This is a genomic window from Wolbachia endosymbiont (group B) of Horisme vitalbata (genome assembly GCF_964028625.1).
Taxonomy (GTDB): domain Bacteria; phylum Pseudomonadota; class Alphaproteobacteria; order Rickettsiales; family Anaplasmataceae; genus Wolbachia.
Genome location: NZ_OZ034797.1, coordinates 144698 through 169201, shown reverse-complemented (window position 1 = coordinate 169201; position 24504 = coordinate 144698). Strand labels below are relative to the sequence as shown.

At 33.6% G+C, this 24504-nt stretch carries 32 protein-coding genes, 1 tRNA gene and 3 pseudogenes; 16 read left to right on the top strand and 20 right to left on the bottom strand.

Annotation, left to right across the window (positions count from 1 at the left end):
* Position 1 precedes the first annotated feature (1 nt).
* Positions 2-946: a malate dehydrogenase gene (gene mdh, locus ABWU56_RS00950; protein WP_353278833.1), complete on the top strand. Its 945-nt coding sequence runs from the start codon at positions 2-4 to the stop codon at positions 944-946.
* Positions 947-951: 5 nt separating this feature from the next.
* On the opposite strand, the gene ABWU56_RS00945 is transcribed toward mdh, so the two are convergent.
* The 3 genes from ABWU56_RS00945 to ABWU56_RS00935 are packed head-to-tail and all read right to left on the bottom strand — an operon-like array spanning position 952 to position 2810.
* Positions 952-1740 carry a TatD family hydrolase gene (locus ABWU56_RS00945; RefSeq protein ID WP_010403563.1) on the bottom strand — a complete coding sequence of 263 codons (789 nt, stop codon included), beginning with the start codon at positions 1738-1740 and terminating at the stop codon, positions 952-954.
* Positions 1730-2218 carry an RNA pyrophosphohydrolase gene (locus ABWU56_RS00940; protein WP_264682555.1) on the bottom strand — a complete coding sequence of 163 codons (489 nt, stop codon included), beginning with the start codon at positions 2216-2218 and terminating at the stop codon, positions 1730-1732. Before ABWU56_RS00940 ends, ABWU56_RS00945 begins: the two co-directional genes overlap by 11 nt.
* Positions 2211-2810 carry a hypothetical protein gene (locus ABWU56_RS00935; protein WP_353281613.1) on the bottom strand — a complete coding sequence of 200 codons (600 nt, stop codon included), beginning with the start codon at positions 2808-2810 and terminating at the stop codon, positions 2211-2213. Before ABWU56_RS00935 ends, ABWU56_RS00940 begins: the two co-directional genes overlap by 8 nt.
* Before the next feature lie 128 nt (positions 2811-2938).
* On the opposite strand from ABWU56_RS00935, the gene rsfS reads away from it, so the two are divergent.
* Positions 2939-3256: a ribosome silencing factor gene (rsfS, locus tag ABWU56_RS00930; protein WP_353281612.1), complete on the top strand. Its 318-nt coding sequence runs from the start codon at positions 2939-2941 to the stop codon at positions 3254-3256.
* A gap of 230 nt (positions 3257-3486) precedes the next feature.
* Positions 3487-4749 carry a tyrosine--tRNA ligase gene (gene tyrS / locus ABWU56_RS00925; RefSeq protein ID WP_264336526.1) on the top strand — a complete coding sequence of 421 codons (1263 nt, stop codon included), beginning with the start codon at positions 3487-3489 and terminating at the stop codon, positions 4747-4749.
* A 102-nt stretch (positions 4750-4851) separates the two neighbouring features.
* On the opposite strand, the pseudogene ABWU56_RS00920 reads toward tyrS, so the two are convergent.
* Positions 4852-5079 (bottom strand): annotated as a pseudogene (locus tag ABWU56_RS00920) (ankyrin repeat domain-containing protein); the annotation flags it as partial.
* Between the two features lie 388 nt (positions 5080-5467).
* On the opposite strand from ABWU56_RS00920, the pseudogene ABWU56_RS00915 reads away from it, so the two are divergent.
* Positions 5468-5849 (top strand): annotated as a pseudogene (locus tag ABWU56_RS00915) (IS4 family transposase); the annotation flags it as partial.
* Positions 5850-5928: 79 nt separating this feature from the next.
* Here ABWU56_RS00915 and ABWU56_RS00910 read toward each other — a convergent pair.
* Together ABWU56_RS00910 and ABWU56_RS00905 are read right to left on the bottom strand one after the other, a co-directional pair.
* Positions 5929-6480: a hypothetical protein gene (locus ABWU56_RS00910; protein WP_353281611.1), complete on the bottom strand. Its 552-nt coding sequence runs from the start codon at positions 6478-6480 to the stop codon at positions 5929-5931.
* Between the two features lie 74 nt (positions 6481-6554).
* The gene (locus tag ABWU56_RS00905) at positions 6555-6791 is read right to left on the bottom strand and encodes a hypothetical protein (RefSeq protein ID WP_353281610.1); all 237 of its coding nucleotides are present in this window, start codon (positions 6789-6791) and stop codon (positions 6555-6557) included.
* 79 nt (positions 6792-6870) lie between these two features.
* On the opposite strand from ABWU56_RS00905, the gene ABWU56_RS00900 reads away from it, so the two are divergent.
* On the top strand, positions 6871-7890 hold the full coding sequence (locus ABWU56_RS00900; RefSeq protein WP_010403618.1) for an Mrp/NBP35 family ATP-binding protein: 1020 nt from the start codon (positions 6871-6873) through the stop codon (positions 7888-7890).
* Between the two features lie 149 nt (positions 7891-8039).
* Positions 8040-8267: pseudogene (locus ABWU56_RS00895) on the top strand (IS5/IS1182 family transposase); the annotation flags it as partial.
* A gap of 200 nt (positions 8268-8467) precedes the next feature.
* Here the strand turns inward: ABWU56_RS00895 and ABWU56_RS00890 are convergent.
* Positions 8468-9031, bottom strand: a complete 564-nt coding sequence (locus tag ABWU56_RS00890; protein WP_010403621.1) for a DNA-3-methyladenine glycosylase — start codon at positions 9029-9031, stop codon at positions 8468-8470.
* Between the two features lie 68 nt (positions 9032-9099).
* Positions 9100-10086: a hypothetical protein gene (locus tag ABWU56_RS00885; RefSeq protein ID WP_353281609.1), complete on the bottom strand. Its 987-nt coding sequence runs from the start codon at positions 10084-10086 to the stop codon at positions 9100-9102.
* A gap of 157 nt (positions 10087-10243) precedes the next feature.
* Between ABWU56_RS00885 and mraY the strand changes: the two genes are divergently transcribed.
* Positions 10244-11224, top strand: a complete 981-nt coding sequence (gene mraY / locus ABWU56_RS00880; protein ID WP_264375220.1) for a phospho-N-acetylmuramoyl-pentapeptide-transferase — start codon at positions 10244-10246, stop codon at positions 11222-11224.
* A 5-nt stretch (positions 11225-11229) separates the two neighbouring features.
* A complete protein-coding gene (locus tag ABWU56_RS00875) occupies positions 11230-11823 on the top strand; it encodes a ribonuclease HII (RefSeq protein WP_213863879.1) in 594 nt (197 codons plus the stop codon).
* A gap of 7 nt (positions 11824-11830) precedes the next feature.
* Here ABWU56_RS00875 and virB9 read toward each other — a convergent pair whose 3' ends face one another.
* The 3 genes from virB9 to ABWU56_RS00860 form a co-directional block, all read right to left on the bottom strand.
* On the bottom strand, positions 11831-12616 hold the full coding sequence (gene virB9 / locus ABWU56_RS00870) for a P-type conjugative transfer protein VirB9 (RefSeq protein ID WP_007302273.1): 786 nt from the start codon (positions 12614-12616) through the stop codon (positions 11831-11833).
* 240 nt (positions 12617-12856) lie between these two features.
* Positions 12857-13222 carry a histidine phosphotransferase family protein gene (locus ABWU56_RS00865; RefSeq protein WP_264683417.1) on the bottom strand — a complete coding sequence of 122 codons (366 nt, stop codon included), beginning with the start codon at positions 13220-13222 and terminating at the stop codon, positions 12857-12859.
* Positions 13207-13482: a hypothetical protein gene (locus tag ABWU56_RS00860; protein WP_012481935.1), complete on the bottom strand. Its 276-nt coding sequence runs from the start codon at positions 13480-13482 to the stop codon at positions 13207-13209. The genes ABWU56_RS00865 and ABWU56_RS00860 overlap by 16 nt, the downstream gene beginning before the upstream one ends.
* Before the next feature lie 137 nt (positions 13483-13619).
* On the opposite strand from ABWU56_RS00860, the gene purM reads away from it, so the two are divergent.
* Positions 13620-14657 (top strand): phosphoribosylformylglycinamidine cyclo-ligase, encoded by a 1038-nt coding sequence (gene purM, locus ABWU56_RS00855; protein WP_353281608.1) that lies wholly within the window; start codon positions 13620-13622, stop codon positions 14655-14657.
* Here purM and purC read toward each other — a convergent pair.
* Positions 14654-15376 carry a phosphoribosylaminoimidazolesuccinocarboxamide synthase gene (purC, locus tag ABWU56_RS00850; protein WP_264377528.1) on the bottom strand — a complete coding sequence of 241 codons (723 nt, stop codon included), beginning with the start codon at positions 15374-15376 and terminating at the stop codon, positions 14654-14656. The two genes, purM and purC, sit on opposite strands and share 4 nt — an antisense overlap.
* A gap of 65 nt (positions 15377-15441) precedes the next feature.
* Here purC and trmD point away from each other — a divergent pair, with 65 nt between their 5' ends.
* The 4 genes from trmD (at position 15442) to ABWU56_RS00830 (ending at position 18815) form a co-directional block, all read left to right on the top strand.
* Positions 15442-16140: a tRNA (guanosine(37)-N1)-methyltransferase TrmD gene (trmD, locus tag ABWU56_RS00845; RefSeq protein ID WP_353281607.1), complete on the top strand. Its 699-nt coding sequence runs from the start codon at positions 15442-15444 to the stop codon at positions 16138-16140.
* Positions 16137-16514: a 50S ribosomal protein L19 gene (rplS, locus tag ABWU56_RS00840; RefSeq protein ID WP_064085768.1), complete on the top strand. Its 378-nt coding sequence runs from the start codon at positions 16137-16139 to the stop codon at positions 16512-16514. Before trmD ends, rplS begins: the two co-directional genes overlap by 4 nt.
* Before the next feature lie 253 nt (positions 16515-16767).
* Positions 16768-18021, top strand: coding sequence for a PstA family ABC transporter permease (locus ABWU56_RS00835; protein WP_353281606.1), 1254 nt, complete (start codon positions 16768-16770; stop codon positions 18019-18021).
* Positions 18018-18815 carry a phosphoribosylformylglycinamidine synthase subunit PurQ gene (locus tag ABWU56_RS00830; RefSeq protein WP_019236865.1) on the top strand — a complete coding sequence of 266 codons (798 nt, stop codon included), beginning with the start codon at positions 18018-18020 and terminating at the stop codon, positions 18813-18815. The genes ABWU56_RS00835 and ABWU56_RS00830 overlap by 4 nt, the downstream gene beginning before the upstream one ends.
* Before the next feature lie 107 nt (positions 18816-18922).
* Here ABWU56_RS00830 and pdxH read toward each other — a convergent pair whose 3' ends face one another.
* Genes pdxH through ABWU56_RS00815 form a run of 3 tightly spaced genes read right to left on the bottom strand, consistent with a single transcriptional unit; the run spans position 18923 to position 20456 of the window.
* Complete coding sequence (pdxH, locus tag ABWU56_RS00825; RefSeq protein ID WP_006014087.1) at positions 18923-19516, bottom strand: pyridoxamine 5'-phosphate oxidase; 594 nt, start codon at positions 19514-19516, stop codon at positions 18923-18925.
* Positions 19517-19531: 15 nt separating this feature from the next.
* Positions 19532-20347, bottom strand: a complete 816-nt coding sequence (gene mutM / locus ABWU56_RS00820; protein ID WP_353281605.1) for a bifunctional DNA-formamidopyrimidine glycosylase/DNA-(apurinic or apyrimidinic site) lyase — start codon at positions 20345-20347, stop codon at positions 19532-19534.
* Complete coding sequence (locus tag ABWU56_RS00815; RefSeq protein ID WP_264685792.1) at positions 20313-20456, bottom strand: hypothetical protein; 144 nt, start codon at positions 20454-20456, stop codon at positions 20313-20315. The genes mutM and ABWU56_RS00815 overlap by 35 nt, the downstream gene beginning before the upstream one ends.
* 19 nt (positions 20457-20475) lie before the next feature.
* Between ABWU56_RS00815 and ABWU56_RS00810 the strand changes: the two genes are divergently transcribed.
* Positions 20476-20548, top strand: a tRNA-Thr gene (locus ABWU56_RS00810).
* A 141-nt stretch (positions 20549-20689) separates the two neighbouring features.
* Here the strand turns inward: ABWU56_RS00810 and ABWU56_RS00805 are convergent.
* From ABWU56_RS00805 to ABWU56_RS00795, 3 genes are all read right to left on the bottom strand, one after another.
* On the bottom strand, positions 20690-20863 hold the full coding sequence (locus ABWU56_RS00805; RefSeq protein WP_179943622.1) for a hypothetical protein: 174 nt from the start codon (positions 20861-20863) through the stop codon (positions 20690-20692).
* A 320-nt stretch (positions 20864-21183) separates the two neighbouring features.
* Positions 21184-21438: a hypothetical protein gene (locus ABWU56_RS00800; protein ID WP_353281604.1), complete on the bottom strand. Its 255-nt coding sequence runs from the start codon at positions 21436-21438 to the stop codon at positions 21184-21186.
* A 65-nt stretch (positions 21439-21503) separates the two neighbouring features.
* Positions 21504-22073: a hypothetical protein gene (locus ABWU56_RS00795; protein WP_353281603.1), complete on the bottom strand. Its 570-nt coding sequence runs from the start codon at positions 22071-22073 to the stop codon at positions 21504-21506.
* A 16-nt stretch (positions 22074-22089) separates the two neighbouring features.
* Between ABWU56_RS00795 and ABWU56_RS00790 the strand changes: the two genes are divergently transcribed.
* Positions 22090-22853 (top strand): IS5 family transposase gene (locus ABWU56_RS00790; RefSeq protein ID WP_353281091.1). Its coding sequence is split into 2 segments (ribosomal slippage): positions 22090-22444 and positions 22444-22853, totalling 765 coding nucleotides; the frame shifts between segments, so codons are not numbered across the junction.
* Here ABWU56_RS00790 and ABWU56_RS00785 read toward each other — a convergent pair.
* Positions 22850-23263 carry a hypothetical protein gene (locus tag ABWU56_RS00785; protein ID WP_353281602.1) on the bottom strand — a complete coding sequence of 138 codons (414 nt, stop codon included), beginning with the start codon at positions 23261-23263 and terminating at the stop codon, positions 22850-22852. The two genes, ABWU56_RS00790 and ABWU56_RS00785, sit on opposite strands and share 4 nt — an antisense overlap.
* A 47-nt stretch (positions 23264-23310) precedes the next feature.
* Between ABWU56_RS00785 and ABWU56_RS00780 the strand changes: the two genes are divergently transcribed.
* Positions 23311-24172, top strand: a protein-coding gene (locus ABWU56_RS00780; protein WP_265028085.1) for an IS630 family transposase whose coding sequence is annotated in 2 segments (ribosomal slippage) — positions 23311-23636 and positions 23635-24172 — 864 coding nt in all. Because the reading frame shifts where the segments join, the coding sequence is not laid out codon by codon here.
* A 15-nt stretch (positions 24173-24187) separates the two neighbouring features.
* Here ABWU56_RS00780 and ABWU56_RS00775 read toward each other — a convergent pair.
* Positions 24188-24445, bottom strand: a complete 258-nt coding sequence (locus ABWU56_RS00775) for a hypothetical protein (protein ID WP_264682518.1) — start codon at positions 24443-24445, stop codon at positions 24188-24190.
* Positions 24446-24504 lie beyond the last annotated feature (59 nt).

The following is a 24504-nucleotide window of genomic DNA, read 5'->3' as shown; positions in this document are numbered from 1 at the left end:
AATGACAGCACAAAGAAAAAAAATATCTTTGATTGGTGCAGGAAATATCGGTGGGACTCTTGCCCATATGATTGCACTAAGAGAGCTAGGAGATGTTATTTTGCTTGATGTCAGCGATGGAATACCACAAGGTAAAGCGCTTGACATTACAGAATCATCTCCTATTGATCGATCTAATGTCAATATTACTGGTACAAATAGGTATGAAGATATAAAAAACTCTGACGCAATTATAATAACTGCTGGCATTGCCAGAAAACCTGGAATGAGCAGAGATGACCTTCTGCAAACTAATGCTGCAGTAATGAAAGAGGTTGGGGAAAATATTAAAAAACATTCTCCAAACGCATTTGTAATAGTGGTTACCAATCCTTTAGATGCTATGGTTTCAGTAGTATACAAATCTTCAAGCCTGCCAACTAATATGATTATTGGTATGGCAGGAGTGCTTGACTCTGCTCGTTTTCGTTATTTTCTTGCAAGTGAGTTAAATATTTCTGTCGAAGATGTATCTGCTTTTGTGCTTGGAGGACATGGTGACACTATGGTACCACTAATCAATTATGCTTCAATTGCTGGCATTCCACTTACCCAAATCATTGAGATGGGTTTGATTACGCGAGGAAAAGTTGATGAAATAGTTGAGCGCACTCGTAATGGTGGAAAAGAAATAGTTGATCTACTTAAATCTGGATCTGCATACTATGCTCCTGCATCTTCAGCCATAAGCATGCTAGAATCATACTTAAAAGATAAAAGGCGTATATTACCATGCGCTGCTTATCTTAATGGTGAATATGGTGTGAAAGACTTATTCATTGGTGTTCCTACTATTATTGGCAAAAATGGAGTTGAGAAAATTCTAGAAGTTAAAATGAACGATAGTGAACAAGAGATGTTTTATAAATCTGTAAGTGCAGTAAAAGAGCTCTGTCAGCTAAATTAATTGCCCTATAGAATTTCTTTGAGCTCAAGCTTCGAAAACAGTCTAAAAAAATTATTTGTAGTTATTTTTGCTACTTGTTCCGGCGATTCATTCCATAATTCTGCTAAACAATTCACAACATATTTCACCATTGCCGGTTCATTTTTTCTTCCTCTGTAAGGCTCAGGAGATAGATAAGGTGCATCAGTTTCAACTAAAACACGCTCACGTGGCACATTTTGTGCAATTTCTCTTAGTAAGTTCGCATTTTTAAAAGTAATAATTCCAGAAAATGAAATGTATAATCCCAAGTCCATAGCCTTATAAGCAAGCTCTTTAGAAGAAGCAAAGCAATGCATTACTCCACTAAAAGCGTCCTTCTTCATTTCTGAATTTAACATATCAATCATCTCACTATCAGCATTTCTAGTGTGAATAACTAAAGGTAATCCTGTTACTTTTGCCGCTTCTATATGTGATGCAAAACTTTTTTTTTGATTGCTTTTGTTATCAGATTTATAAAAATCTAATCCGGTTTCACCGATACTAATTACCTTTTTGCCCTTAGTAAATTCAATCAATTCATCAGCATTTATACACTCACCTTTTTCCACATTAGTATCAAGCGGATGTATACCAACGGAGCAGTAGACTTGATCATAGGATGAAGAGATTTTTAATAATTTAGGGATATCATTAATGCTTATACATATGTTATGCAAAATTCTCACACCATTTTGCTCTGCTCTTGAAATTACCTTTGGTATTTCATCATCAGAAAAATAAATTAGATGACAATGAGAATCAACTATCATAAATAGATCCTTTTATGATAGAAGAAAACTCTTCTATCACTTTTTTATAAACTTCTTTTTTGAACGGTATGGCACTGGCTACCAAATCATCCACATTTTGCCAACGCCACTCTTTGAACTCTGGATGATCAGTATAGTTAATATTAATATCCTTATCCTTCCCACAAAATTTCATTAAGAACCATCTTTGCTTTTGGCCAGAATATCTCCCATTCCAGCATGTTGGTATAACTTCCTCAGGTAAGTTATAGTGTATCCACTCTTTATTTTTAGCCACAATTTCTGCTTTATCAGTACCAACTTCTTCCAATAGCTCACGTAGCGCTGCCTGCTCTAGCTCTTCACCATCGTCAACTCCCCCTTGCGGCATCTGCCAATAAGAGTCACTATCAAAGCGTTTTCCAATAAAAATATTCCCCTGTTTGTTAAATAGCATTATGCCAACACAAGGGCGATACTCTTTCTCCTCACTAATCACAAATACTCTCTGTTGCTAAATTATCTATCATAGAAGTTCCAACTACTTTTTTACTATTCATTTTTTCAACAATTTTTTTTGCAACTTCTTTTGCGCTTAAGTTTGAGTTATCAATTTCAAGTGAACCTTGAGGCACAAATAGTTTCTTTCCTTTAATTCTTCTCATAGCAAAATCTGAATCAGTAATTTTTCTCTCCTGCTCTCTTTCCTTTAATTGAACGCGCTTTACTAGTTCTCCACTATTACAATATAACACCACAGGGAGAATCTCCACGTTCATTTTTTTACTTAAATTCACCACTGAGTTATATACTTTTTGATCATAGGAATCACCTTTTATCAATTCGTTTGTAAATATATAATGCTTTGATTCTATATGGTATTTTTCCAATATTGCTAACATATTCTCTCTAATCACAAAAATTTCTTCCCATATTTCACTTGTAACCTCAGCGTTTCTGAAATCAATCATATCAAATATAATATTATTAAACAGGTTATTGTCTACTATCACCCCATCAATAATATTACACAGCTCTTTTGCAATCGTAAGTTTGCCACTACCCGGAAATCCGATTAAGTAAATGACCATACCATCAGAAAACTATCATATATTACAAATATATGTATTATAAACGTTACACTAGAAACATATCAAAAATAGTTCATATTCAGAAATTTTGAGTGTATCATTACAGATAAATTATATAATTTAGAATAATGAATGGTGATACAGAATCAATAAAAAGTAAGATTGTAGATATAATAGATCAAAACAAAGGTCAAGATATAGTTACTTTTGATGTGCAGAATAAAACTGTCATTGCAAAATATATGATCATTGCATCCGGTGATTCGAGCCGCCATGTAAAATCATTAGCTGAGCACGTGATGAAAAATCTCAAGCAATATGATAAAATAGATGTAGAAGGTATGGATGAAGGTAACTGGGTGATTGTGAATTTTCAAGGTATAATGGTTCACCTATTCAGGCCAGAAGTAAGAGAATATTATAAGATAGAAGAGTTATGGAATTGATTATCCAGGTAGCTGGTATACACTTGCTCAAATGTTGTAATTTTGAAGGCAACCCTTATGAAGTTGGTGGTGTCATTCCAGTGCTTGACACTGGAATCTAGAAAACTTAATCATAAACGAGCACACTATACAACATTTTTGATGAAATTTCATAATAAACTGGATTCCAGCGTCAAGCACTGGAATGACGCCATCGTTAACAACACCGTTTACACACAAAATAACATATTATGAAACATAAATCCGAGTTTTTAAACTTCATTCAAGAAAGAGGATACCTATATCAATGTACAAACATTGATAGGTTAGACCAGCTATTATCACAAGATAATTATATAATTGCATACATTGGGTTTGATTGTACGGCACCAAGTTTGCATATTGGCAGTCTCATTCAAATCATGATGCTCCGTCACCTACAAAAATTCGGTTATAAGCCAATAATTCTACTTGGAGGTGGCACAACAAAAATTGGTGACCCATCTGGTAAAGACAAAGCAAGAAGCGTCTTGCCGATAGAAGATATCAATCAAAATATACTTGGTATAAAGAAAACCCTCGAGAAGATGATATCTTTCGATTATGGAAAAACTGGTGCAATCATAGTAAACAACGCAGATTGGTTAGATAACATAAAATATATAGACTTTTTGCGTGATATAGGGACACATTTTTCTGTAAATCGCATGTTAGGCTTTGATAGTGTGAAAATTAGGCTAGATAGGGAGCAAAATCTAAGCTTTCTCGAGTTTAATTACATGTTGTTACAAGCCTATGATTTTGTCGAGTTGAATAAAAAGTATGGCTGTCGTCTCCAGATTGGAGGGTCAGACCAATGGGGAAATATAGTAAACGGAATTGAACTTGGCAAAAAGTTAAATTTACCTGAGCTGTTTGGTCTTACCACACCTCTTTTATTAAACGCACAAGGAAAAAAGATGGGCAAAACTGAAAGTGGAGCAGTATGGCTTGATGGTAGCATGCTAAAGCCCTATGACTACTGGCAATATTTTCGCAATGTTGATGATCAAGATGTTGGTCGTTTTTTGAGACTTTTCACTGATTTATCAATTGATGAAATTAAAAAACTAGAGTCCTTGAAGGATCAAGAAACAAACGAAGCAAAAAAGGTCTTGGCAACAGAAGTGACAAAAATATGTCACGGTTGTAAAGAAGCGAAACTTGCACGATCTGCTGCAATCTCTGCTTTTGAAAATGAAGACAGTTCATTGCTTTCTGGTTACACTATCACAAGAGAACAAGTTGCAAATGGCATACTCCTGATAGACTTGCTTCATGACACCGGTTTTGAACCTTCAAAAGGCGCGGCAAAGCGTTTAATACAGGGCAATGGATGCAAAGTTAATGATAATACTATAAATGATGTTAACTATATAATAAATTCTGAGAGCTTCAAAGATCAGTCATTCATAAAATTGTCTGCAGGAAAGAAACGCCATATTAAAATTTTAGTGAGTGAAGTAAGAAAGTAAATTTGTCTCTGTTCAGCAGAATAGCAAAATAAGGTAGCCAAGAAAAGATAATTATAGGAACAAATGGATATCATTGAAGCAGCTGACACTGTGGCAGAATCGCTAGGCAATCCTACTATCGCTAGCAGTTTCTTGCTGTCGATTTGCTAAGATTGGTTTATCAACTTGAGTATCAGGCTTTGACAATTTATATATAGCATTGCCAACTATTAGTGCTGTTGCTGTAATTGCAACTACTGCTATAACTATAGGTATTAACTCAGCTGTAATTGCTCCGGCTGTAAAAAGTGCTATAGATATAGCAGTACCTAATAATGCAGTTACTCCACCGGGGCTTTGTTGCATCACTATCTATGAAAGGTTAACTATACAAGCAGCTTATTGAAAATCTTATTTTTTGCAATCAATCTGATCAAATTTAAGAATAGTAATTTATTGTTTGTACTAGTAAATTTAATTCTACTTAAAATAGCTAAAGCATTGAAATTCTTGAATTCTAGCTAGATTAGTGAATGATAGTAAAACTTCTTTTACTTAAATTTAGATATTTACTGACTGTCCTTACTATAAATGCTAGAATAATAAGCTATTGATATTCTACATTTTATCTTTTATTCATCGTAGATAGCGATGCAACAAAACCCAATAGCGTTAACTTAAGGAAAGATGTTAAGGAGTAAAATACTGTGAAAAATAGGACCTTTGGTTTCTATTTTATTTCAATAAAGAAGATATCAGTAAAGCTTATCTATTAAGGTGTCACATAGAGGAGTGCTATAAACGACTCAAAGTAGAAGGAGAATTAGAGAATTTTTCTGGGATAAATTTAGAAACAAGAATTTTGTGCAAACTTGGTCATGTGCAATACTTCATATGTGTGATGCACAAGAGCCTTGGAACCCAGATCAAATTGCTGAGTATTGTTTAAATTTTTCAGTTTTATTTGGTGTAATGAGACAGAAACTTTATCAGGTGCTTATTAGCACCAAAAAACTTTCAAGCCCTTTTTAAAATACGCACTAAAGTTAACGTGAAGATTGTATAGCCGCAATAAAGTAGATAAGCCTAAACGCCATCATGTCTTTAGGAGAGCTTGCTAATTTATTCTCTTAAGTTAACGCCATTGCCTGAACAGATACATAAAAAAGTAGTACTTGCAAGAAAGAGTTACTTAAGAAATTAATTAACTTTGCTATTTTCTCTAACATACCTAGAAGAAATAGATACATTATCTAATGCAGTCCTAATACTAGCATTGTTCTCATTAACAACTACAGCTAGCTCACAAGCATTCAAAGTATATCTACCATATGGAAACAGTACAGTACTTACTGCAGTAAATGCATCTTGTAGCATGCTACTATTTTTAGCTCGTATTAAAATAGAATTGATACATTCATTATTACCTTTATATATAGCAAAGGCAAATGGTTTAATGACATACGTCACGCCTGGAAGCTGCACAATATCTTTAGAAGTAAGGATATTTCGTAGTGTATCACTATTTTGAACTCGTATAAAAATAGAATTGATACACTTGTTATTGCCTTTATATATAGCAAAGTTAAGTGGCGTTAAAGTATACGCTATAATATTTAAATACTGTACAATATTTCTAGAAGCAAGGATATCTTGTAATATACCATTTTCCTGAGCTTTTGTTAAAATAACATCAACATATCTTTCCTTGTTGTAATGTATGGCAAAGCTAAGCGATGTTAAGTTGTACATCAAACCATCTTGATAATTTATAATATTTGGAGCAGTAAGAATATCTTGTAGTATACCATTGTTTTGAGCTTGTTCTAAATAGAATTAACACATTCATTATTGTCTCTATGTATAGCTAGGCTAAGCAGTATTAAAGTGCGTTCCCCACCTCTTGGAAATCGTTTAGTATATCCTATTGTAAGAACTTTTAGTAAATCATTCTCTGAGGCTCTTTTCAAGATATTACCAATTTCCTCACCATTTGATATTACCTTTTTCAACTTTAAATGCAAATTTCGTTGTGCTTGTGTTAAGTTGTTATCATTTAGCATATTCTTGTAACCTCGCTTTAAAGTCAGTGCAGTTTAATTATTCTATGTTAGTATACACCAATAGAAAAAATTTCATCATATGTTCTGGAAAAAATTTACACAGGTTAATGAGGAAATCGTAAGAGAGAGCCTAAAAAAGGTTATAGAGAAGAAAAGTGGTAAGAATGTTGGTGTAGTATCCTCAATTGTTATTAAGGGTAAAGATGTTGCTTTTGCTCTTGAAGTTACTGAGCCAAATGAAGAATTAAGAAAAAATTGTGAGCAAGCTGTTAAGGCGATACCGGGAGTAGGAAAGGTTACTGTAGTTGCTACTGGTCAAAAACAAGCTAGGCAACAAAAAGCTAAACTTCATATCGAAGGAGTGAAAAATATAATTGTCGTTGCTTCTGGTAAAGGAGGTGTGGGTAAGTCGACAGTTGCACTAAATCTAGCTCTTTCGTTAGCAGAATTAAAACATAAAGTTGCGCTAGTTGATGCAGATATATATGGTCCTTCGATTCCTAAAATGTTGGGCACTGAGAAATTAAAACCAGAAATACAGAGTGGTAAAGCAATGCCTATAGAGAAACATGGTCTCTATACTATTTCAATTGGCTATTTTATTGATAAGGACCGCGCAGTAATATGGCGTGGACCTATGATCACAAAAGCACTTTACAATTTGCTAATGGGAACAAGGTGGTCTGATATAGAATATTTAATCATTGATACACCGCCTGGCACTGGCGATGTACATTTAAGTCTGATGGAGAATTTTAGTTTAACTGGAGCAATAATAGTTTCAACTCCACAGGAGCTTGCTTTAATCGATGCACAAAAAATTTATGATATGTTCACAAAGCTCAGCGTGCCAATTATCGGCATTGTGGAAAATATGAGCTATTTTGTTCAAGATAATTCAAAAATACACATATTTGGAAAAGGTGGTGCAAAAAAAATGTCTGAAGAGCTGGGAGTCAAACTCTTGAGCAGAGTTCCTCTAGATCCGCAAATATGTAGTGCTTCTGATTGTGGAAATCCTTCAATACTAAGTGAGGATTTAGTAAGGATTTATGAAGGCATTGCTAAAGATGTTAGGTCTTTTGTATGCAGTCTATAAAGTTTTTTTAAACTACTTTTAAAATAGGTAGAATGTAATTTTAGGTGAATAAAATATTTCAAATGGCAGCAGCTACCTCGTATCTGAACAGACAATAGACTTCTTGGATAACTTAAGAAACAAGTAGTAGAAGCAATATTAGGGAAGGTATAAATTTTGAGCAGGTAAGTAAACTTGATGAAGAGAAGCTTCGAAGACTAAGAGGAGTAAAAAGAAAAACATTGGAAAAATAATAGAAATTTTAATAGAGGAAGAGGCCAAGAAAAAGGCAAGAGGAGGAAAACCAAATATATTTATTAATAGCACTCGAATATTTGTGTAAATACCGTACATATTTCCATATAGTGCAAAGCTATGGAATAAGTGAAAGTTCTTGCTAACGGCTGAATAGAAGATGCATTGATAAAACATCCAGATTTCAGGAAGATAAAGAGCTATTAAAGTTAAATAGGAGTATGCAAAAGTTTTATAAAAAGGGAATGTTTAACTCCCCCATAGAAGATCAAAAAATATCCTTAGGTTATCCAAGAAGTCTATTGTTGGTAAACATAAAAGGCTATTTGCCTTTTTATCTAGTTTATGCAGGAGGTCTATATTTATTGTTGAGTGTGATTTTAGGCATTTCTGCTAAAACGCAACTTTTAAATCGCCAAAATTTCTCCTTGCCTTTACTAATTCCGATTCTTGGAGTGCACACATAATCTGGTTTGAGGTGATATTCATAGAGACAAAATTCATGACTTATAGTAAGGTCTTGTTTATTATGTTCTTTTGTAATGTTTAATTTTTTGCACAGTATGCCTGGCCCGCCTAAATTTGCTTCAAGCGGTTCAGTGAGCTTTAATCCTCGTATTAACACTGCTGCTGGGAATCCTTCTGCTTCTGTTACAATATTTAGACAATAGTACATTCCATATATAAAATATACGTACGAAAACCCTGGCGTACCAAACATTACTGAGGTTCGATTAGTATAGCCTCTTGCTGCATGACAAGCTGGGTCATCCATTCCTATATACGCTTCAACTTCAGTTATTATTCCACTAAAATTAGAAAATTTCAGAATCTTCCCTAGCAGCTCCCCAGCTACGGTTAAAGTTGGCCGTTCATAGAAATTTCTTGGTAATATTGTGTTATTCATCATAGAAGTACAAGTTACTTACATTTGTAAGCAAGTTATACTATTTTTGCTTTTTCTTATTTATTTAGTCAAGAGCATCTCTGAGAAGTAGAAGTTGGTGTTGTTGTCACATTTGTTACATCTGTTGAAGGCTGCTGTAAAACCTTGACTGATTCAGAGCTCTTTTGTTGCAATTGCGGTACTAACGCTTCATATAAAGATTTTGGCTCACGTCTCTTACCTATTTTGACTTCTTTATTTGCACGCAACTGCTCTGCAGTAACACCGTTGCCTTCAAGGAGAGTTACACCATTCTTACCATCAATGTTAACTTTAACTTTGCATTCTCTTCCATCAACATACCACTTTAAAGTCATTTCATATAACCCACTAATTATTTCATAAACTCTTTCCTCATTATCACTATCATTATTAATATAGCAACATGCCCCTCTCTTTTTTTCTTGATTAGGATGACAAAATGTAATTGTTCTTACACCATACTCTTTACATATACTACCGCCTAGAAGTTTAGCTATATCTACTCCTTCTTTATTGGCATGTAGCACAACTCTCACGGTAGGATAAACAATATTCCCTTCCCTTTTGCCTTCTTTTATCATTATGGACCCTATAGTATGATTTTTCATACCTTCAGATATCTCTGCTTTAATTTGGTCAGCAATTTTACCTATGATCTCTTTGCCATGATAGTGAGATTCTCCTTTCTTCGGAGAAAAAGGCTCTTTGTTCGTAGTATTAGTGTCTGGATCATTCTGTAACTTAAAGAATTTATCCCATTCTTCATCACTGTCTAATTTAATATATTCACGCTTGTTCTTGCCTGATACTGCATTCTGAATACTAGACGATCCTTCTGTTACAGTTGTACCAGAGCTATTGCCTTTACCTTTTAGAAGAACAAGATGCTCTTCTGACCTTTCTTCCTTACTCAACTTTGAAGCTGCATCACCAAAAGAAGGTTTCTCTACTATATGCGTGTAAGAACTTTTAACTCTACTCTCATTATCAGGTACTGTAGTAGCCCAAAAAAGCTTTTTAATATAATCTAACATATGCTACCTCTTACCATTAACTAAATATCAGTATGCAAACTTTGCTATAACTAATCAATAACTAAATTTACTCCAAATAAAATGAGCTGATAAAAAGGTATAAATTGAGATTAGGTAAAGCTTTTGGTATAATATCTAGTTAATTTTGAATAGGCAGGTGATCTCATCTACAAAGACGTTTTTTATCTCATTTATTTTTGGGTTTATTCTCTTTCCCTATTTTATAAAACTTCTAAAAAAGATAAGTAAAGATGGACAACCAATCAGATCATATGGACCAGAAAGTCATTTAATAACAAAAAAGAATATACCACCTATGGGTGGAATAATAATACTAACTTCTGCTTTATTACCAATCCTGCTTTGGACTCAATTAACACCAGAAATTTCATTGCTGGTATTTATAACTCTATTTTTTGCTCTACTTGGATTTATTGATGACTATTTAAAATTGAAGACAAATCACCACCGAGGTTTAAGTGCAAAAACCAAAATACTTATTCAGTTTGTCGTTACTCTGGTCTGTATGTTTATACTTAAGCTACAATCTGCTGAAGGTTTTACAAAAATTTCTCTATTTAGAGAAGTAGCAATCGACCTTGGCTATCTATATCTTCCGTTTGCTGCATTTGTAATTGTCGGCTCTTCTAATGCTGTGAATCTTACAGATGGCCTAGATGGCCTTGCTGCAACTCAAGCCATTACTTCCTTTGCTTTTTTGGGGCTAATTGCATACATCACTCAGACAGATGTAAACATTACTTTATTCTGCATTGCATTTATAGGAGCTATTTTAAGTTTCTTGTGGTTTAACACACATCCAGCAAAAATATTTATGGGTGATGTTGGAAGCCTATCAATCGGTGCAGCTTTAGGACTCACTAGTGTTCTAATTAAAAAAGAAATGCTTTTTGCCGTTATTGGAATAATCTTTGTAATAGAGACTTTATCTGTGATTATTCAGGTATCATATTTTAAATATACAAAATTTAGATATGGAGCAGGAAGAAGAATTTTCCTTATGACACCAATACATCATCACTTTGAAAAGAAAGGGTGGTCAGAAAATACAATAGTTATAAAATTTTGGATAATTTCTATTGCTTGTTCGATTTTTGCTTTAACTTTCTTATTATAGGAATTATGAAATATCCAGATTTCACATTAGAAGATACATTATCAGGAATTATAGCAGGAGTAGATGAAGTTGGAAGAGGTCCGCTTGCCGGTCCAGTGATATCTGCAGCTGTAATATTTACTGATAGAGATACGGTTATTGATGGAATAAACGACTCAAAAAAGCTAACCCCTAAGTGTAGGCAAGTTCTATACGAAAAAATAACGTCTGTTGCAAAATTTGGTATAGGAATGGCAAGCGTAGAAGAAATAAACTCATACAATATTTTGCAAGCAACAAAGCTTTCAATGAAACGTGCGTTGGCAAACTTGAATCTAGAACTAGATTATGTGCTAGTTGATGGTAATCAACCACCTGAAGTAAAATGGCAAGTAAAATCTATAGTGAATGGTGATAGCTTAAGTATATCAATCGCAGCTGCTTCAATCGTTGCAAAAGTTACAAGAGATCGGCTTATGGAAGAATTGCATAATAAACATCCTCAATATAATTGGTATAAAAATAAGGGATATGGAACAAAAGAACACCTCAGCGCTATTGGCCTTCATGGAATTACGAAGCACCATAGAAAGAATTTTGCACCTATAAGAATACTATAGCCTTTAATCACTTACCTTTTTTGAAAGGTATGTTTTCATTAAACAGGCAGACTGTGCTTGATCCGTTTCTTAAGGTAAATACCGAGCTTACTCTTTCAATTATCAGGTAGTCATCAACTGTACGAAAATTTATCAAGGATTCATATCCTGCAGAATCAACCATAAAAACTGCCGGGAAATCAGAGTTTATTTTATTAAATTGTAGATATGTAAATTTTCCGTCATCAAAAACCTTAATTGGTATTATTGATTGACTGCCTTTAACGTGCGAGATGGAATAGTTAAAATTCAAGCCTTTCTTTATAACCTCAATATCACTTATATCAGGGATAGTGGTATGACTAGCTTGCTCTAGAATATCACCGTTACTCGTTGAATAAATTTCATCACTGTTGAACAGTGGATAAAGAAACCTTACTTCATATGCTAACCTTGGATCATCTAGCCCGTTTGCTTCTTCAGCATGAAATTCGAAATAATAAACTCTTTTATTGGTAATTATAGTTGCATTAGTATCGGCAATATCATCTATAGGCTTAATAAATAATCTATTACCTTGAGGAAGGAGTTGCCAACCGGTTGCATCACCCATTGAAAGACTCTCTATTACCTCCCCTGGCTCAAACAATATGCTGGATTGATAACCATAAAAGCCCGTGTACTTATGTATAGCCTGTGGATTATAATTCATTACCTTTATGTGGTTATCACCAGCTATTGGTCTTGGTTCCTGTTTTGCAAGTGCATAACCACCACAAAAAAATAATAGTGCAACAAAGAGTACCCTAATCATAGTATCAAAATAAACTGATCTTCATTTTATCATTGATAGACATGCACTGCAACTGTTAAGCTATCCCAGTAGTAAGCGACAGAAAATGCAAGCTTCATAATAATTCATTACTGCAGGAAAAAGGGGAGTGTTAAATAAACTACAGATTTTATGTCTAAGTTACTCCACAAAATTTTTCCTTTCCTTATCCAAGATTCAAATTTATAGTATCGATTCCTTTTTATGAAATATGAAGCCACCTCAAGTTATAGTTAAGCCTATATTCAGTGAATTACTTTCACAAGTGCAATTGATTTGAGTGTTATACTGTTCTAACAGTAAAGAAGTCATATAGATAATAATGTCTTTTGTATCCAAACGAATATCATTTTTTTTTGTTAATTTGCTCACTAATAATGTACTTATTGATTTATGTTCATTTACTACTTTTATAGTGAGTAGTGTTTTATCTTCTGTTTTAGTCAGTAAAATAGACACTAATTCAATTTGTGCCACTGCACTGATTATAGTTATCACCATATTGGAAATTATCTTATTTATTTTTTCAATTAAGTTTTCTGTAGGACATTCACTTACTCTCCACTGAAGCTTTACTTTTTTTTTAATAAATAATTTTCTATATTGGATTTAGTCTTAACAAAGCTGCAATTATCTGATGAATGAGAATACGCTTGCTTCATAACTTTATATTTATATATTAAATCATCGGAGCTTTCTTTAAGCAATGACAATGCTTCGTTTTGCATATTAGGGTTGTTTTCTTCAAGCTCTTCCAATCCACCCACTATTCCTTGCATAGAACTAGCAAAATCATGAAGAATTCGTCCTGATAGGCACTCTGTTATTAACATTATGTTTTTATTCATTGGATAAAAGTATAAATGATTTAAGTTAACCCTATATTGGTAGGCATGTAGTAGTCAATTTAAGAGAAAGTTTCGTTGCGCTTTTTGTGTCAAAGCATTAATGTAGTATTAATAATTATAAGATTTATGAAGGCGTTATGAATACTTATGCTAAATCTGGAATAGACCTTAAACTATATAATGAACTAATAAAAAAAGTTAAACCTATTATTGAAAAGACTAAAGGAGAAGAAGTAATTAGTGAAGTAGGATCATTTTCTGCATTGTTTGACTTTTCTTCGCTGAGTAAGAAATACGACCATCCAGTACTTGTTTCCTCAACTGATGGAGTGGGCACAAAACTATTAATAGCTCAAGAGGTGAATAAGCATGATACTATAGGTATAGACTTAGTTGCAATGTGTGTAAATGATTTACTTGCACAAGGAGCAACACCTTTATTTTTCCTTGATTACTTTGCAACAGGCGTTTTAAACAAAAACGTTTTATTGTCTGTAATCCAGGGCATTGCAGAAGGGTGCAAGGAATCTAAAATAGCATTAGTTGGTGGAGAAACTGCAGAAATGCCTGGAATGTATGGTAATAATCACTATGACCTTGCAGGGTTTGTGGTTGGTGTTGTTGATCGAAAGCAAATTCTTCCAAATTGTAGTATAATGAAAGCAGGTGACTGTGTAGTTGGTTTAGAATCAAATGGAATTCACTCAAATGGATTTTCTTTGGTGCGCCATATTTTTAAAAGCTTAGGTATAAATTATAATGATATATCTCCATGGAATAATAAATCTTGGGGTGAAATATTACTTAAGCCAACAAAGATATATGTTGATTCTTTGTTGCCTATTATGCCAAAGGTAAAAGGCATTGCGCATATAACAGGTGGCGGGTTAATAGACAATATTCCAAGAATTCTCTCAGGAAATTTATTTGTAGACATAAATATTAATTCTTGGAAATGGCCAGATATATTTTTATGGCTGAAAGAAGAAGGCAAAATAGAAAAGAGAGAAATGTTAAAAACATTTAATTGCGGCATAGGTATAGTACTGATTGTAGATCCCGATAATATCAAGGATGTGGAAAGCCATTTCCAAAAGCGTGGAGAAAAAATTGAGATTATTGGAAAACTTGATGAGGCATGTAACCCTCCACTTGATAGAGTAGTATTTAGTTAGTCTAACTTTACTGACAGTCTTTTTGCAACTTCTGAGTATGCTTCCTTTAAGTTTCCTAGATTTAAACGGAAAACATCTTTGTCTAGCTTTTTATGCGTATTTTTATCCCATAGCCTACAATTATCAGGGCTGATTTCATCGGCTAAAATGATTTTAGTGCTGTTGTTTATCAATTTGCCAAATTCTAACTTGAGATCAACTAAATATATATTTGCATTTGAAAATAGGTCGACTAAGATTTTGTTGATCTTTAAAGTTGTAGTTTTAACTTCTTCCATTTCTTTATGGGATAACCAACCAAAATATAGTATGTGATTTTCATTCACCATTGGGTCGGCTAGGTCATCATTTTTGTAAAAAAACTCGATTATAGGAGATGTAAGTGTCTCACCTTCTTTGATATTAAAACGTTTGCAAAAGCTGCCAGCTGCAATGTTTCTAACCACTATCTCAAGAGGTATTATCTTGAGTTTTTTGACTAGCTGTTCTCTTTCGTTTAAAGTGTTTATAAAGTGCGTGCTAATTCCTGCTTCTTCAAGCTTTTCCATGATAAAAGCACTAACATGATTATTAATTATTCCTTTGCCCTCAATAATTTCATATTTTTCCTTGTTGAACGCTGTAACATCATCTTTAAAGTACTGTATAACAGTTGATGAGTCTTCAGTTTCAATAATGACTTTGGCTTTACCTTCGTATATCGTTTTATTCAGTGACATGATTGATTTAGCTGTATACTATAAGATAATATCAAATTGCTGCTTAGTTTACTACAAATTTGCTAATGACGTTTAGTGTTACAGTGTTAACCATATTTCCAGAAATGTTCCCCGGGTTTTTGAACTATTCTCTTGCCGGAAAAGCGTTAGAAAAAAAAATATGGAACCTTGAAGTAATAAATATTCGTTCTTTTGCAAAAGATAAACATTCAACTGTGGATGATGTTCCATACGGAGGTGGAGCAGGGATGGTTATGCGCCCAGATGTGATTGGTAATGCAGTTGATAATGTGCTTTCTGCTCATAAAAATACTAGATTTATTTATATGACTCCATCTGGTACAAAATTTAATCAGAGCATTGCAAAGGAGTTAACAGAAATTCCTCATGTAACAATATTGTGTGGTCGATTTGAAGGTGTTGACCAAAGAGTAATTGATGTGTATACTCCTTATGAGTTAAGTATTGGAGATTATATACTTTCGGGAGGTGAGCCAGCTGCAATGGTAGTTCTTGATACATGCGTTAGGCTTCTTCCAGGTGTAGTAAGTAATTCCGATAGCGTTACTGAAGAAAGTTTTAGTTATAGTGGTGGTATGCTTGAATATCCTCAATATACTAGGCCTGAGCAGTGGAGTAGGTACAAAGTTCCTGAGGTTCTCTTGTCTGGCAATCACAGAAAAATAAGTGATTGGAGAAGGGAACAGTCATATGTTAGAACAAAGGAACGTCGACCTGAATTGTTGAATGGAGATGATAAATGACAAACTTACTTGAAAAATTTAACGAACAACAAATACAAAGGTTAGCCAAAGAGATGCCAGCTTTTTGTCCTGGCGATGATTTGAAGGTCACTTTTAAGGTAGTTGATAGTACGGGTGAGCGTATACAGATATTTGAGGGCGTATGTATATCAAAAAGAAATCGTGGATTACACTCTTCTTTTTCAGTTAGAAAGGTAAGTCATGGAGAAAGTATAGTATCACAATTTTTTGTTTACTCTCCTGCATTAATTTCAGTACAAGTGATAAGAAAGGGAAAGGTCCGTAGAGCAAAATTATATTATCTGTGCAAGCTATTTGGGAAAGCTGCAAGGATCAAAGAACGTACTACTTATGTTAAAAAAAAATCTAAGTAGATACAATAGGGAGTGATGTCAATTGTATCATCTCAAAACTCTCTCTTATTATCCCAGTGTGTGGCGCACAACTGTACTTTGCCTCCTGCTGTGGTGTCATCCCAATGTTTGACACTGGGATCCAGATTCTCCTTTTGGTTTGTGCTTTCATGGAAAATATAAAAATTATTTGCAGGCAAAGCCTGTTAGATCTCAGTGTCAAGCACTGGAAAAAGGGGAAAGTCTTTTCAAATCCTCATGTAAAGAAAAGTAAATGGGTATAATAAAGAAAAACTTCCTTAAGTTACTTCAATCTAAGCGCGTACATGCTCGTGTAAAAAGAAAAAATAAAAAGAACAGCATTTTATGCTTTTGCTCTTTTACAGCACTGATTGTCTCAATTGGGTGTCCTATATGTATATTACTAAGTATATTAGTTAACTCTTACAGTGCTTTAACAGTAACGAAAATTTTATTGCCAGTTGAAATAAATGCTGATCTTATTTTAACTAATAATCCTGGTGATTTACGATATAAGTCCATTAGACTACTCAATAACTCTTTACATAAAGTGTTTGAAGGAATTGACTTTAAAGACAGTGACGAAATTTTAAGTCGTAATTCTTACAAAGAACTAGAGAAATTTTTTCGTAAGAAAGTAAAAGATAGTGGTGAATATGAGATTTGGTTTACCGCATCGAGTGTGATCAATTCACTATATAAAAATAAATGTTTGAATGATCATTATGCTAAATTACTTGATTGGTTAAAAGAGAAGGGAAGAGTAAGAAAATTTTTTAATAAGTCTCTGTTTCTTAAGTCTGATTCTTGTGAGCCTGAGAATGCAGGGATTTTAGGGGCATTTATCGGTTCATTAATGACAATTATAGTATGCTTAGCGTTGGCATTGCCAATAGGAATTATGTCAGGTATCTGTCTTTATGAATTTATGCCTAGAAATAGGCTAATAACCAGTATTGTAGAAATTAGCATGAATAACCTTGCTGCAGTGCCTTCGATAATATTTGGTGTGGTAGGACTGACTCTCTACTTGGGCATATTTGGTTTACCCCGTTCTTCACCGCTTGTTGGCGGGATGACTCTTTCATTTATGATGCTGCCTAATATTATTATTGCAACAAAAAATGCCTTTACAAACGTTCCTATTGCAATAAAAGATGCAGCGTTTGCGCTAGGTGCACCTCACATCAAGGTGATATTGGATCACTCTTTACCGATTGCGTTGCCACGGATAATACATGGTGCAGTGCTTGCAATTGCAAGGATTTTAGGCGAATCTTCCCCTTTACTTATGATAGGCATGGTAGCATTTATTGCTGATACACCTACATCCTTCTTCGATCCGGCAACTGTTTTACCTGTACAAATATACATATGGTCAAGTAGTCCTGAAATTGCATTTATTGAGCTTGCTGCCATTGCAATTATAGCTTTATTGTTAATGCTATTTGCTTTGAATTTAATAGCAAATTTTGTAAAAAGAAAGTTCGAGTTTTTTGATTCATGAAAATTACAATCCTATCTGGTTATGGCTTAAATTGCGAAAAAGAAACTGCATTTGCATTTATGGAATGCAGCAGAAAGCTTGGTATTAATAATATTGAAGTAAAAATCGTTCACATTAATGATATTATAGATAATCCAAGTGAACTGAAATTAAGCAATATACTTGCAATTCCAGGAGGTTTTTCCTATGGTGATGATACTGGTGCTGGTAATGCATTTGCTTTGCGTATAAAAAACAACTTGTTAGACGAATTTCAAAATTTCTTATCTCAGGATAAGCTTATTATAGGGATATGTAATGGTTGCCAGATATTAGTAAAATTAGTTCCAGAATTCTCTAATCTAGCTTTAACCTCTAATGATATAGGTAATTACCAATGTCGTTGGATTAGAGTGAGAGTTAATCCGCAGAGTAATTCTGTTTGGCTACGGGGCCTGAGTGAACTATATCTCCCTATTGCTCATGGGGAAGGCAAATTTTTTATGGATCAAGATACTTTGAATCAATTGATTGAAAATAATTCCGTTGCACTGCGTTACGTTGATGAAAATGGTGACTATGCAAATTTACAATTTCCTTACAATCCAAACGGATCTATATACGACCTGGCAGCTTTATCAGATAAAAGTGGAAGAGTTTTAGCTTTAATGCCTCACCCAGAGAGAGGAATATTTTTTACTCAGCAGGACAACTGGCCTCTTGAAAAAGAAAAATGTAAACGTTCAGGAGTGGCTATGCCAAAATATGGTGATGGAATGCTCATATTTGAGAATGCACTAAAATATTTTGCGTAAGTATTACAATACGTTACATACAACAAGTTTTTAAGCCATAAAAAGTTACTTTCCTTGTTATGACAATAAATCCTTATCTTTGATCTGCAGAGTAGCTTTCTCTAACGTTAGGGATATAATTGTTCCACTTTCCAATTGCTTTTCTCAACAAGAGTATATCTAAATCTAGTGTGTCTCCTATATTCACCTTCTTGCCAAAATTCAATTACCTTTGGGATTACGCAAAATCCCACCCAAAAGTCAGGACGAGAAACTTGTGTATTGTGAAATTCTTTCTCTTTCAATTCTATAGCCTGCTCAAAATCTTGCCAATTTTTCAGAACTCTTGATTGTTTTGAGCACCACGCGCTAATTTGACTATCACGTGCTCGAGAAGAGAAATATTCGTCAGCCTTTTTGCCGCTTAGAAGCCTAACTTCTCCTTCAATTCGTACTTGTCTAGAAAATTCTGTCCAATGAAATACGAGTGCAGCTTTGGGGTTCTCAGTCAATTCTTTTCCTTTTCTACTGTTTACGTTAGTAAAGAACACAAAACCTTCTTTACTATATTCCTTTAGTAATACCACTCTTGCAGATGGAATGCAGTCTTTGCTACACGTTGCTAGCGTCATTGCAGTTGACTCTTTACACGGAAAATTAAGTACTTCTTGATACCACTTTGAGAACAAATCAAAAGGATCTTTTTCAGGTAAGAGTGTCATATGCAAAAATAAAATTTAATTCTGACATGCATTGCAAAAATAAGTGCTACGACCATTTTGTCGTATAAGTGTTATGATATTGTTGCAGATTCTGCAAGGTTTTTGCACTTTACCATATACGTAAAAGTTATTTTGAAAGTATCCAGCAGATCCAGATGGTTGTGCATAATCTTTCAGTGTTGAACCACCAGCAGCAATTGCATCACTCAGAGTATTTTTTATTTCGATAGCAAGTTTTTCGCACTCTATATATGTTAAATCTTGTGCTAGCCTAAGTGGTGATATGCGAGCTCTAAATAAGCTCTCAGAAGCATATATGTTACCTACGCCAACTATTAGCTTATTATTCATTAATACTGATTTGATATTTGCTTTTCTGTTCTTTAGCAACTTCTGTAAATAATTTCCGTCAAATTCATTCGTGAGGGGTTCTATTCCTAGGTTATTAAAAAAATTTAGTTCTTGCTCTCTGTTTAAAACAATCACTAATCCAAACCTTCTTGGGTCATTAAAGATTAGTGAAGTGTTGTCAGAAAATAAGAATATCACATGATCATGTTTGTTCTGTGCTTGATTGTCTTCAGCATATATAAGCTTTCCGCTCATGCCAAGGTGTATGATTACAGCCATACTAGCATCTATATTCGAGATTATATATTTACCTCTACGCTTGATATCATTTATAACTTTGCCCTTTAGCAAATCATCCATATTCTTCGTTATTGGTACACGCAAATTCCAATTATTGACTGTAACATTACTTATTTTCTTATTTTTGATTTTATCAAATAAGAAGTTAGAGATGACTTCCACTTCTGGGAGTTCTGGCATCTTGTCTACTCTGTTGCTGTTTTTTTCTTTTTAGAATATTTTGCTTTAAAGCTTTTGCCAATCTTTTTCTCTCTTCTTCTTTTTCCTTATTTTTTTTCATGTTATTCATTATCATAATACGTGAACTTGCCGTTGTAGCTCAGGTGGTAGAGTACGTCATTGGTAATGACGAGGTCCCAAGTTCGAATCTTGGTAACGGCAGTTTAGAGGACGATATTCATAAAGTCAATCCTCTAGATGCTAATTAGATTATAGAAAAACGTCTAGTAAATACCTTTTATACACTACCATTAAGCTGCTTTTTCAGTATCACTATTCAATAATACCTGCCGTAATTTTTCTTTAGAAAATCCATGCATTAAAAGAAATTGTATAATCCTTTGCCAAAAATCCCTCACAATATACTGAAGGATTATTAAAACTTACGTTGGCAGGGTTAAACCTGTTACCATAACTTCCCCCACCACAAATATTTTCATAACAACACTGCTTACAATCATCAGGCCTGTTTTCCATATCACTCAAAAAGTTATTAAAAAATTTATCTGATAAGAACTTAGCCCAACTAGTATTGCTGATGTTATATTCGACAAATTTATGAGGGACACATGTTCTCCTTGAGAAATAAGATCATTGAACTTATCAATCATTTCCATCGATATATGAGGCTTTCGATTGCGCCACGATTGGTCAGCTTTATTAAAATAATAGCAGTAGGTGCAATTAATATTACACCTTTCTATAGTTTTAAGTATAACACCAGCCTTCACTAACATACCTCACATTCAAATTGACAGTAACTATTGTGCTTAAAGTAATTACTTCTATCGTGGAAATTACCTGGACACTTCCTTACCCTTTCCGCTATTAATTTTACTTAAGTCTTCTTTTATCTTATCTGCCCAGCATATATTACCATGCCCTCCACCATCTCTATCAAACTGACAATGGCTATTGTGATTATTTCTACCATGAAAATTATCTGAAAGCTTTTCTATTCTTTTAAGTATGACACTACTACTAACTTGACCGATATTAGCGCTAAGAAGCTCTAATAATAAATCCACTTGTTTTTCTTTATTGTTTACCATAATTATTTTGCCTTAAAATAGCAAAGTCTAGGTTTACTATAGCTTTTGTCAAGCATTTATCTGAGCTATTTATATATTGGAATGCTACTCGTCATTTTATTTGCTTTCAAATGTATAACTTTCGGTATCTTGTTTTCAAGGACTTTTAACTTAATATTACCACTATTAAAGTCAATACTATAACACTTTAGTTCTTGACCATTCTTGAGTCCCATATTATGGCAATCACTACCTAATTTAACCCCACGTATTTTTTGTAGCTCTAGACTTCTGGTTAAGTTAAAGCATATATCACTATACTTATCAGTATCTTGGAAAGTTAAATTTTTATTGAGTAATCTACTAGGTAACAAACTGAGAAGTATGCTAGAATCTCTTATAGAGGCTATGATGTCTTTTATAAAAGACTCTGGTAAGTAATGTTTTAAATGACTTGCAAATAAGTCAACATTAAAATTAACTTTCTTTGAAGTTATTTCACTTATTATACTATTTATAGTAGTCAATAAGTTATACCTTCCATTACTAACCTCATTTAATTTCTCATCAATTATTGTTGCAAGGATAAAACCTTTGTTATAGCTTAGAACCTGTCTTGAAAGGTAATGAAGAAAAGAGTATGATGAGGTAAGCAAAAAATAGGAGGGTAAGTTGTATCCAAGTGATATAAGTGACAAGGAATGGGAAATTTTAGAGCCCTATGTTGCACAAGGAGCGATAGGACGACCAAGAAAACATAACATAAGAACAATTATTAATGCAATAAGGTACATAATGAGGGGTGGTTGCCAGTGGAGAATGCTACCAAAAGATTTTCCTCCATGGAAAACGGTGTATGACTATTTTCTCAGGTGGCGTAATAATGGAAAATTGAAAAAAATACATGACATGCTAGTAAAAGAGGTAAGAAAAATGGTTGGCAAAAATGAAACACCTTCAGTAGGTATAATTGACAGTCAATCAGTGAAAACGACTCAAAAAGGGGATCAAGAGGATATGATGCCGGTAAAAAAATAAAGGGTAGAAAACGTCATATTATTGTAGATACACTAGGTCTTGTAATTACTGCAGAAGTACACAGCGCAAGCATTCAGGACCGTGATGGTGCTACCAATCTTTTTGTTCAAGCTAAATGCAAAGCTCCAACATTACGTAGGTTTTTTGCTGATCAAGGGTATAAAGGTAAATTACAAAATCGATGTTTGTTGGAAACTGGATGTTTGCTAACGATTACCAAGAAATTGGTTGATACAGGATTTCAAGTTATTCCTAAACGTTGGATTGTAGAACGAACCTTTGCCTGGCTTTCCAATTTTAGACGCATGAGCAAGGATTACGAACATTCTCCTCTTACTTCAAAAAACAATATCTTATTTAATATGATTACTTCTATGCTTACTAAATTAGCCAATTAACTCCTTTCAAGACAGGTTCTTAGCATACTTATGCTTTGATCAAGTAAATGTTTTTGATTTATTTTTTCGAAATCAATATTAGGTATTAAAGAATTAAAATACTCTTTTAAACTAATATTAATTATTTTTAAGTACTCATCTTTATCAATAAGTTTCGTGTCAAGTAAGGTTTTCACTCCATAAAATTCCGTAAATCCTTCAAAAAACCACTTATATTTTATTTCATTTTTCTTATCGCTGTCTTGCTCTATTATATGTCCTATATATCTGTGAATTAATTCATGTGATATCACTCTAGTATAATCTTTGATATTTTTTTTTAAGCTTCCCTCAATAATTACATAGTCCTTTCCTGCAGCACCTGTAGTTCTACTAAGATTGGGATTATCAACAAGTATAGCTCTTCTCATAATAATCCAAACAAGTTAAGATATGGATTTATGGTAGTGGGGTTTGTATGCCAGCAGCGTATAGTTACGACTTAAGGAAAAAAGCAATGGAAGCATTGGATGAAGGAGAAAGTAGAGCAAATGTTGCCGAGAGATTTAAAATTGGAAAAACAACTCTATATGAGTGGCAGAAAAGACGTAAGGAAACGGGAGATTTTCAGTCAAAAAAGCCTGGAAGCGTAGGATATAACCATAAAATTACTGACTGGAATGTTTTTACCAAATTTGCAAAAAACCATGGTGGCAAAACTCAGTCAGAGATGGCTAAACTCTGGGGCAATATCAGTAGACAAACGATTCACCGTGCACTTAAAAATATTGGATTTACAAGAAAAAAAGACCTACGGATATAAAGAAAGAAATGAAGAGAAGCGAGCTCACTTTTCAAAGGTTATAGCAACAAAACGTCATGAAAATCTTGTATATATTGACGAATCTGGAATAGATAATACAGAAGACTACCCATACGGATACTGCAGAAAAGGAGAGAGGTTTCATTCACTAAAATCAGGTAAAAAAGCTCAGCGGGTCAGTATGATTGCAGCTCTAAATAAAGAGAAAATCATTGCTCCATTGACCTTTGAAGGATATTGCAATAAGGATGTTTTCGAGGCTTGGTTTGAGCAGTTTTTAACTCCAATTTTAAGGTCTGGCCAAACTGTAATTCTTGATAACGCTACTTTTCATAAATCTAAAAAAATAGATAATCTTGCTAAAGGAGTTGGTGCTGAAATTCTTTATCTTCCTCCATATTCTCCAGACTTTAACAAAATTGAGCATCAGTGGTTTGCTATAAAGAACAGAGCTAGAAAAAATATCCCTATTTTTAAGTCTTTCCGTCAAGCTGTTGATTCTGCTTTTTTATTCTGACTATTATGAGAAGAGCTATACTATATTATACGGCTTACTTTCTAGTATGAATAAGTTATCTTGAGCTAAGATAATTTTATTAATAATATTTACAAGACTGATACTATTATGAGCATTGGTATAAAGCTTATTTCTTTTATCAAGATCAAAACTTCTAAAATCGTCAGTTCTAATAATTTTTTCTATATTATCAAAAGGTTTTCTAAAAGGTAAAAAATCAGGTAAGTTTTTTAAATGTGATGAAGAGTTATCTAAAGCAATAGCAGAATGCATATACTGAATGTATATAAGGAAAAAACAAACAATATAATTTAATAGACTGTGTACATTTT

What these genes read in the sequence shown, in the direction of transcription:
- ABWU56_RS00785 (WP_353281602.1), bottom strand. Translation starts at nt 23,263, where the DNA reads ATGAGAAGAGCTATACTTGTTGATAATCCCAATCTTAGTAGAACTACA.
- trmD (WP_353281607.1), top strand. Translation starts at nt 15,442, where the DNA reads ATGACGTTTAGTGTTACAGTGTTAACCATATTTCCAGAAATGTTCCCC.
- mutM (WP_353281605.1), bottom strand. Translation starts at nt 20,347, where the DNA reads ATGCCAGAACTCCCAGAAGTGGAAGTCATCTCTAACTTCTTATTTGAT.
- ABWU56_RS00935 (WP_353281613.1), bottom strand. Translation starts at nt 2,810, where the DNA reads ATGGTCATTTACTTAATCGGATTTCCGGGTAGTGGCAAACTTACGATT.
- purM (WP_353281608.1), top strand. Translation starts at nt 13,620, where the DNA reads ATGAATACTTATGCTAAATCTGGAATAGACCTTAAACTATATAATGAA.
- ABWU56_RS00835 (WP_353281606.1), top strand. Translation starts at nt 16,768, where the DNA reads ATGGGTATAATAAAGAAAAACTTCCTTAAGTTACTTCAATCTAAGCGC.
- ABWU56_RS00905 (WP_353281610.1), bottom strand. Translation starts at nt 6,791, where the DNA reads ATGCTAAATGATAACAACTTAACACAAGCACAACGAAATTTGCATTTA.
- ABWU56_RS00805 (WP_179943622.1), bottom strand. Translation starts at nt 20,863, where the DNA reads ATGGAAAACAGGCCTGATGATTGTAAGCAGTGTTGTTATGAAAATATT.
- ABWU56_RS00830 (WP_019236865.1), top strand. Translation starts at nt 18,018, where the DNA reads ATGAAAATTACAATCCTATCTGGTTATGGCTTAAATTGCGAAAAAGAA.
- ABWU56_RS00775 (WP_264682518.1), bottom strand. Translation starts at nt 24,445, where the DNA reads ATGCATTCTGCTATTGCTTTAGATAACTCTTCATCACATTTAAAAAAC.
- tyrS (WP_264336526.1), top strand. Translation starts at nt 3,487, where the DNA reads ATGAAACATAAATCCGAGTTTTTAAACTTCATTCAAGAAAGAGGATAC.
- ABWU56_RS00875 (WP_213863879.1), top strand. Translation starts at nt 11,230, where the DNA reads ATGAAATATCCAGATTTCACATTAGAAGATACATTATCAGGAATTATA.
- ABWU56_RS00860 (WP_012481935.1), bottom strand. Translation starts at nt 13,482, where the DNA reads ATGAATAAAAACATAATGTTAATAACAGAGTGCCTATCAGGACGAATT.
- ABWU56_RS00815 (WP_264685792.1), bottom strand. Translation starts at nt 20,456, where the DNA reads ATGAATAACATGAAAAAAAATAAGGAAAAAGAAGAAGAGAGAAAAAGA.
- ABWU56_RS00945 (WP_010403563.1), bottom strand. Translation starts at nt 1,740, where the DNA reads ATGATAGTTGATTCTCATTGTCATCTAATTTATTTTTCTGATGATGAA.
- rplS (WP_064085768.1), top strand. Translation starts at nt 16,137, where the DNA reads ATGACAAACTTACTTGAAAAATTTAACGAACAACAAATACAAAGGTTA.
- ABWU56_RS00890 (WP_010403621.1), bottom strand. Translation starts at nt 9,031, where the DNA reads ATGAATAACACAATATTACCAAGAAATTTCTATGAACGGCCAACTTTA.
- virB9 (WP_007302273.1), bottom strand. Translation starts at nt 12,616, where the DNA reads ATGATTAGGGTACTCTTTGTTGCACTATTATTTTTTTGTGGTGGTTAT.
- ABWU56_RS00910 (WP_353281611.1), bottom strand. Translation starts at nt 6,480, where the DNA reads ATGTACAACTTAACATCGCTTAGCTTTGCCATACATTACAACAAGGAA.
- ABWU56_RS00885 (WP_353281609.1), bottom strand. Translation starts at nt 10,086, where the DNA reads ATGTTAGATTATATTAAAAAGCTTTTTTGGGCTACTACAGTACCTGAT.
- pdxH (WP_006014087.1), bottom strand. Translation starts at nt 19,516, where the DNA reads ATGACACTCTTACCTGAAAAAGATCCTTTTGATTTGTTCTCAAAGTGG.
- mdh (WP_353278833.1), top strand. Translation starts at nt 2, where the DNA reads ATGACAGCACAAAGAAAAAAAATATCTTTGATTGGTGCAGGAAATATC.
- rsfS (WP_353281612.1), top strand. Translation starts at nt 2,939, where the DNA reads ATGAATGGTGATACAGAATCAATAAAAAGTAAGATTGTAGATATAATA.
- ABWU56_RS00900 (WP_010403618.1), top strand. Translation starts at nt 6,871, where the DNA reads ATGTTCTGGAAAAAATTTACACAGGTTAATGAGGAAATCGTAAGAGAG.
- ABWU56_RS00800 (WP_353281604.1), bottom strand. Translation starts at nt 21,438, where the DNA reads ATGGTAAACAATAAAGAAAAACAAGTGGATTTATTATTAGAGCTTCTT.
- purC (WP_264377528.1), bottom strand. Translation starts at nt 15,376, where the DNA reads ATGTCACTGAATAAAACGATATACGAAGGTAAAGCCAAAGTCATTATT.